This is a genomic window from Limimaricola litoreus, from assembly GCF_024159025.1.
Taxonomy (GTDB): domain Bacteria; phylum Pseudomonadota; class Alphaproteobacteria; order Rhodobacterales; family Rhodobacteraceae; genus Limimaricola; species Limimaricola litoreus.
On the sequence record NZ_JAMYXC010000133.1, the window covers coordinates 1 to 5,746 of the forward strand.

Consider the following 5,746-nt stretch of genomic DNA (forward strand, 5'->3'; position numbering starts at 1 on the left):
TGCGCGGCTTCGCCGATTTCCTGCCCTCCCTTTATTGCGAGAGCCTGAAATCCGTGCCGTTCCAGGGTTTCGAAGCCACCCCGGTTCAGGCGTCGCAGGATTATCTCGACATGGTCGCGCAGCTGCGCGCCGCCGTGCCCGAGCGCCCCGAGGATCTCACCGGCTGGGAGCTTCTGTCGCGCCACGAAGCCGCCCTGGGCAATTACGCCGCCGCGGCGCGCGCGCAGGAACGGGTGATCGCGCTGAAGGGCGCGGCGGCGACCTTCGAGGACCGGCTGGCGCTGGTCGACCGGATGGTGGCCGCCGCGGGCGGCCTGGTGTCGGCCGATGTCGAGACGCGGCTGACTCGGCTGCTGTCGGAGCGCGACGACGCGGCCGGTCCGCTGTACTACATGGGTCTGCTGCACGCCCAGACCGATCGCCCCGACCTGGCCTTCCGCTACTGGAAGCGCGCCATCGAGCAGGGCGACGCGACGGCCCCGCATGTCGCCCTCGCGCGCGCGCAGATCCCCCGCGCCGCGGCGCTGGCCGGCGTCGATTACAGCCTGCCGCCCCTGCCCGGCCCCTCGGCCGCTGATATCGAGGCCGCCGGCGAGATGGCGCCCGAGGACCGCGAGGGGATGATCCGTGGCATGGTGGAGGGGCTGGCGGACCGCCTGGCCGGGACCGGCGGGTCGGCCGAGGAATGGGCACGGCTGATCGGCGCGCTGGGGGTTTTGGGCGAGCGCGAGCGCGCGGCCGCGATCTGGGCCGAAGCGCAGCAGGTCTTTGCCGGCACGCCCGATCTCGACCAGATCCGCGCCGCGGCGCGCGAAGCGGGAGTCGAAGGATGATCCACGAAACGGTCGAGACGTTCGCCGCCGCATTGCCGCGCACGGGCGCGCTGGCGGGGCTCGATCTGGGCACCAAGACCATCGGCGTCGCCGTCTCCGACGGGCTGCGCTCGGTCTCAACGCCGCTCGAAACGGTGAAGCGCAAGAAGTTCACGCAGGACGCCGGACGGCTGCTGGAGATCGCGCGGGGGCGCGACCTGGCGGGCTTCGTGCTCGGCCTGCCGCGCAACATGGACGGCTCGGAAGGCCCGCGCGCGCAATCGACCCGGGCCTTCGCCCGCAACCTGTCGCGGCTCACCGAGGTGCCGATCGTCTATTGGGACGAGCGGCTCTCCACCGTGGCCGCCGAGCGGGCGCTGATCGAGGCGGATCATTCGCGCAAGCGGCGCGGCGAGATCATCGACGCGGTGGCGGCGGGCTACATCCTGCAAGGGCTGCTCGACCGGCTGGCCTATATGGCCCGGCCATGAGCGACGATCCCTGGCGCCGCGACGAGATCGAGAGCCCTTGCGTGAAGCTCTGCACGATCCACCCCGAAACGCGGCTCTGCCTTGGTTGCGCGCGCTCGATGGAGGAGATCGCCCGCTGGGGCCGGATGGACGCGGGCGAACGGGCGCGGATCATGGCCGAACTGCCTGAGCGCAGCCCCGCCCCCAAGGGGCGGCGCGGCGGTCGCAAGGCGCGGCTGCAACGCTAGAGCAGCGCCTTGCGCAGCATGTTGAGCGCCACGAGAATCAGGAAGGCGCCGAACACCCGCTTGAGCCGCTCGGGCTTGGTCCGATGCGCCAGCGCCGCCCCGATCGGCGCGGTCAGAAGCGTCATGGCGATGACGATGAGAAAGGCTGGCAGGTTCACCGAGCCAAGCGTCATCGGCGGCGCCACGCCTGCGGGCAGCGGCGTCAGCAGGAACCCCATGACCGAGGGCAACGCGATCAGCAACCCGAAACCCGCCGCCGTCGCCACGGCGCGGTGGATCGGCACGCCGTGCAGCGTCATGATCGGCACGCCGAAGCTGCCGCCGCCGATGCCCATGAGTACCGACAAGAACCCCACCACCGAGGAGGCGGCACCCCGCGCGATCCCGCCCGGCATCGTCTCGCCAAGCCGCCAGTCGCTGCGCCCCAGCACCATGTAGAGCGAGACGCACAGCGCGAGGATGCCGAAGATCAGCTGCAGCGTCACCGTGCGCAGCTGCGCCACCACCAGCACGCCCAGCACCGCGCCCAGCGCGATCCCCGGCGCCCAGCCGCGTAGCACCGCCCAGTCCACCGCGCCCTTGCGGTTGTGGCTCAGGACCGAGCGGGCGGAGGTGACGATGATGGTGGCAAGCGAGGTGGCGAGACAGATCTGCATGAGCTGCGGCGTCTCGTAGCCCAGCGCCGCGAAGGCGTAGAAATAGGCGGGCACGAGCACGATGCCGCCGCCGACGCCGAGCAGCCCCGCGAGCACCCCCGCGAAGGCGCCGATCCCTATCAGCATGGCGCCCATGGCAAGCAGCAATGTGGTGTCGGTCATCTGGCGCTCCGGCTCGTTGCCCTCGGGCGATGCCCGCTCCCGGCCCCGACCGCAAGAGGCCGCGCCGGCACCCGGCCCCGGTTCAAGCCGCCTGTTGCAGGTCCTCGATGCGGCCCAGCGCCTCGCGCACCAGTTCGGGCCCCGCGCCTGGGCGCGATGCACCCTCGGACAGCGCCCGCCGCCAGCCCCGCGCGCCGGGTCGGCCCGCAAAGAGGCCCAGCATGTGCCGCGTCACCTGGTGCAGCCGCCCACCCGCGGCAAGGTGCGCCTCGATATAGGGCAGCATCTCGTGCACCGCTGCCTCGGCGCTGCTGTCACGGGATGCGCCCCAGATGCGGCGGTCGGCCTCGCACAGCACGTCGGCGGGCGAATGATAGGCCGCGCGCCCGACCATCACCCCGTCGAGCCCGGCGTCGAGAAAACCCTCGGCCTGCGCCAGGGAGGTGATGCCGCCATTGACGGAAAGATGCAGCTGCGGGAAGTCGCGCTTCATCCGCATCACCAGGTCGTAGTCGAGCGGCGGGATGTCTCGGTTTTCCTTGGGGCTCAGCCCCTGCAACCAGGCCTTGCGCGCGTGGATGGTGAAGCGGCTCACCCCGGCGGCGGCGACCGTCTCCAGAAACCGCGGCAGCACCTCTTCGGGCGCCTGCTCATCGACGCCGATGCGACATTTGACCGTGACCTCGACCGGGCTCGCCGCGATCATTTCGGCGCAGCATTCGGCCACGAGCTCGGGCCGGGTCATCAGCACCGCGCCGAACGCGCCCGACTGCACCCTGTCGGAGGGGCAGCCGCAGTTGAGGTTGATCTCGTCGCAACCCCGCTCCGCACCGATCCGGGCCGCCTCGCGCAGCTCCTCGGGCACCGAGCCCCCGAGCTGCAGCGCCACCGGGTGTTCAGGCGCACCGAAGCCGAGAAGCTTGTCGCGATCGCCATGCAGCACCGCCGGGGCGGTGACCATCTCGGTATAGAGCAGGGTCCGACGCGACAGCAGCCGGTGCAGGTGGCGGCAATGGCGGTCGGTCCAGTCCATCATCGGCGCCACGCTCAGCCGTGCGGCTTGATGAATGTCAGGGCTCTGCGATGTCACGTGGCGTTCCATGTCGACTGCTTTCGATGTCTTGCGGGGGTCGCGCCGATCCCGGCCGGTTGCCTGCACGTGGGCCGCGCGATGCAGCACCGGAAATGGCGTGTAGCACTTTTCCCAAGGCGAATGCCAGCCGTCGGAAAGCACCGTTCCGGGGCCGCGCCCGCTTTAGAGGACGAGCATCGCCACGCCGCTGGCCGAGCAGAGGGCCAGGGTCAAGGGCACGCTCCTGTGCCAGCGCAGCAGCAGGAGAGCGGCGAGAAGCGCGATGGCGCCGCTGCGCCAGTCAAAGCTCGCGAGCTCCGGCACAGCGAGCTGCAGGGGGCCTGCCTCGAAGGTGCCGACCGCGCCGAACAGCACATGCAGCCCGAACCACAGCGACAGGTTGGCGATCACCCCGACCACCGCCGCGGTCACCCCGGCCAGCGCCGCGCGCAGCGCGGGCCGCGCCGAGATCCGGTCGATCCATGGTGCGCCCGCAAAGATCCACAGGAAACAGGGCGCGAAGGTGGCCCAGAGCGTGACAAGCGCGCCGCCCAGCCCCCAGATCAGCGCCGCGCGCCCCGCAGGCGCGGCATTGTGACCGGCGAGAAAGCCCACGAATTCTGTGACGAGGATCAGGGGCCCGGGCGTGGTTTCCGCCAGTCCCAGCGCATCGAGCATCTCCCCGGTGGTCAGCCAGCCCTGGGTCGCGACGGCCTCCTGCGTCATGTAGGCCAGCACCGCGTAGGCGCCGCCGAAGGTGACGGTGGCCAGCACGGAAAAGAACCGCGCCATCTCCGCGAAGACCGGCGGCGCGAGCAGCCCCACGGCGATCAGCGGCACGATCCACCAGCCGAACCAGAGGGCGGCGGTCCGCAGCGTGGCGACGATCGGTCGGGGTGGCATCATCTCCTTGCCGGCGTCATGCGAGGTCTCGCGTCGAAAGCGCAGCGCCCCCCAGCCCGCTGCCGCCGCGACGACCAGCGGATAGGGCACTGCGAAAATGAAGAGCGAAAGAAAGGCCAGCGCCGCGAGCACCAGCGGCTCGGCACCGTTCAGCGCCCGGCGGGCGACCCGCAGCAGCGCTTCGATCACGATCACCAGCACCGCCGCCTTCACGCCGAGAAACAGCGCCCCCGTGATCGCGAGATCGCCGAATTGCACATAGAGCGCCGCGAGGCAGGCGATGACCACCGCCCCCGGCCCCACGAAAAGCCCGCCCGCGACGAGGCCGCCGCGCACGCCGTGCATCCGCCAGCCTGCATAGGTCGCAAGCTGCATCGCCTCGGGCCCCGGCAGCAGCATGCAAAATGACAGCGCATCGAGATACTGCCGCTCGGTAAGCCAGCCGCGTTCCTCGACCACCATCCGGTGCATCAGGGCGATCTGCGCCGCCGGACCGCCGAAGGACATGAGCCCGATGCGCCACCAGACCCGGGCCGCCTGCCCCAGCCTCGGCGGCGTCGCCGGGGACGAGGGCCCGTTTGCGGAGGACACGCCGATGGTCATGAAAGGCCGGCCATGGCGGTTTCCCTGCCCGTCGGCAGCGTGTCGGCTGTCATGGATGATGGCATGATACGTCTGTTCGAAGCCCCCTACTGGATCTCGCGGATCGCCGGATAGGCCTGCCGGAACCGCGCATGGGCCGCATCGAAGGCATCCGCAAGCCCCGCGTCCGGTGCGATCCGCTCGCCGATCTCGGGGGCGGTCATGACCTCCTCCGGCCGGGCGCCGGTGGCGGCGACGAGGCCGAGCCGCGCCGCGCCCAGCGCTGCGCCGAATTCGCCGTCCTTGGGCAGGTCGAGCGGCACGCCGAGCACCGTCGCGATGAGCCGCAGCCAATAGCGCGACCGCGCGCCGCCGCCGATCGCCATCAGCCGCTCGATCCGCGCGCCCGCGGCCTTCAGCGCCTCGTGCGAATCGCGCAGGCCAAAGGCCACGCCTTCGAGCACGGCGCGGGTCATGTCGTCGCGGCCGGTATCGGTGCCGAGCCCGGTGAAGCTGCCCCGGATCGCCGCGTCGTTGTGCGGCGTGCGCTCGCCGGACAGGTAAGGCAGGAAGCGGACCCGCCCGGGCGCGAGGATCTCCTCGCCCAGCCCGGCGGTCAGCTCGGCGGGCCGCGCCCCGGTGATCGAGGCGAGCCAGTTCAGGCTGTCGGTGGCCGAAAGCATGACCCCCATCTGGTACCAGCGCCCCGGCACCGCGTGGCAGAAGGTGTGCAGCGCGGTCTGGGGCGCGGGGCTGTAGCCGTCGCGCGCCGCCAAAAGCACGCCCGAGGTGCCGAGCGACACGAAGCCCTGCCCCTCGTCCAGCGCGCCCATGCCGCAGG

General features: G+C 71.2%; 7 protein-coding genes. 3 read left to right on the forward strand and 4 right to left on the reverse strand.

The genetic code is table 11. The features are described from left to right. The 3 genes from NHG85_RS09260 to NHG85_RS09270 all read left to right on the forward strand — a co-directional run. A partial coding sequence (locus NHG85_RS09260; protein WP_370363006.1) for a tetratricopeptide repeat protein occupies positions 1 to 833 on the forward strand: 833 nt, incomplete at its 5' end. Further along, on the forward strand, positions 830 to 1,303 hold the full coding sequence (gene ruvX, locus NHG85_RS09265; protein ID WP_253331710.1) for a Holliday junction resolvase RuvX: 474 nt from the start codon (positions 830 to 832) through the stop codon (positions 1,301 to 1,303). The genes NHG85_RS09260 and ruvX, both read left to right, overlap by 4 nt. Next, positions 1,300 to 1,530, forward strand: a complete 231-nt coding sequence (locus NHG85_RS09270) for a DUF1289 domain-containing protein (RefSeq protein WP_253331712.1) — start codon at positions 1,300 to 1,302, stop codon at positions 1,528 to 1,530. Before ruvX ends, NHG85_RS09270 begins: the two co-directional genes overlap by 4 nt. Here the strand turns inward: NHG85_RS09270 and NHG85_RS09275 are convergent. The 4 genes from NHG85_RS09275 to NHG85_RS09290 all read right to left on the reverse strand — a co-directional run. Beyond that, complete coding sequence (locus NHG85_RS09275) at positions 1,527 to 2,348, reverse strand: sulfite exporter TauE/SafE family protein (protein ID WP_253331713.1); 822 nt, start codon at positions 2,346 to 2,348, stop codon at positions 1,527 to 1,529. The two genes, NHG85_RS09270 and NHG85_RS09275, sit on opposite strands and share 4 nt — an antisense overlap. Before the next feature lie 82 nt (positions 2,349 to 2,430). Beyond that, entirely contained in the window at positions 2,431 to 3,450 is a 1,020-nt protein-coding gene (dusA, locus tag NHG85_RS09280) for a tRNA dihydrouridine(20/20a) synthase DusA (protein WP_256500283.1), read from the reverse strand. A gap of 153 nt (positions 3,451 to 3,603) precedes the next feature. Further along, complete coding sequence (gene chrA / locus NHG85_RS09285) at positions 3,604 to 4,926, reverse strand: chromate efflux transporter (RefSeq protein ID WP_253331715.1); 1,323 nt, start codon at positions 4,924 to 4,926, stop codon at positions 3,604 to 3,606. 86 nt (positions 4,927 to 5,012) lie between these two features. Beyond that, a partial coding sequence (locus tag NHG85_RS09290) for an FGGY-family carbohydrate kinase (RefSeq protein ID WP_253331717.1) occupies positions 5,013 to 5,746 on the reverse strand: 734 nt, incomplete at its 5' end.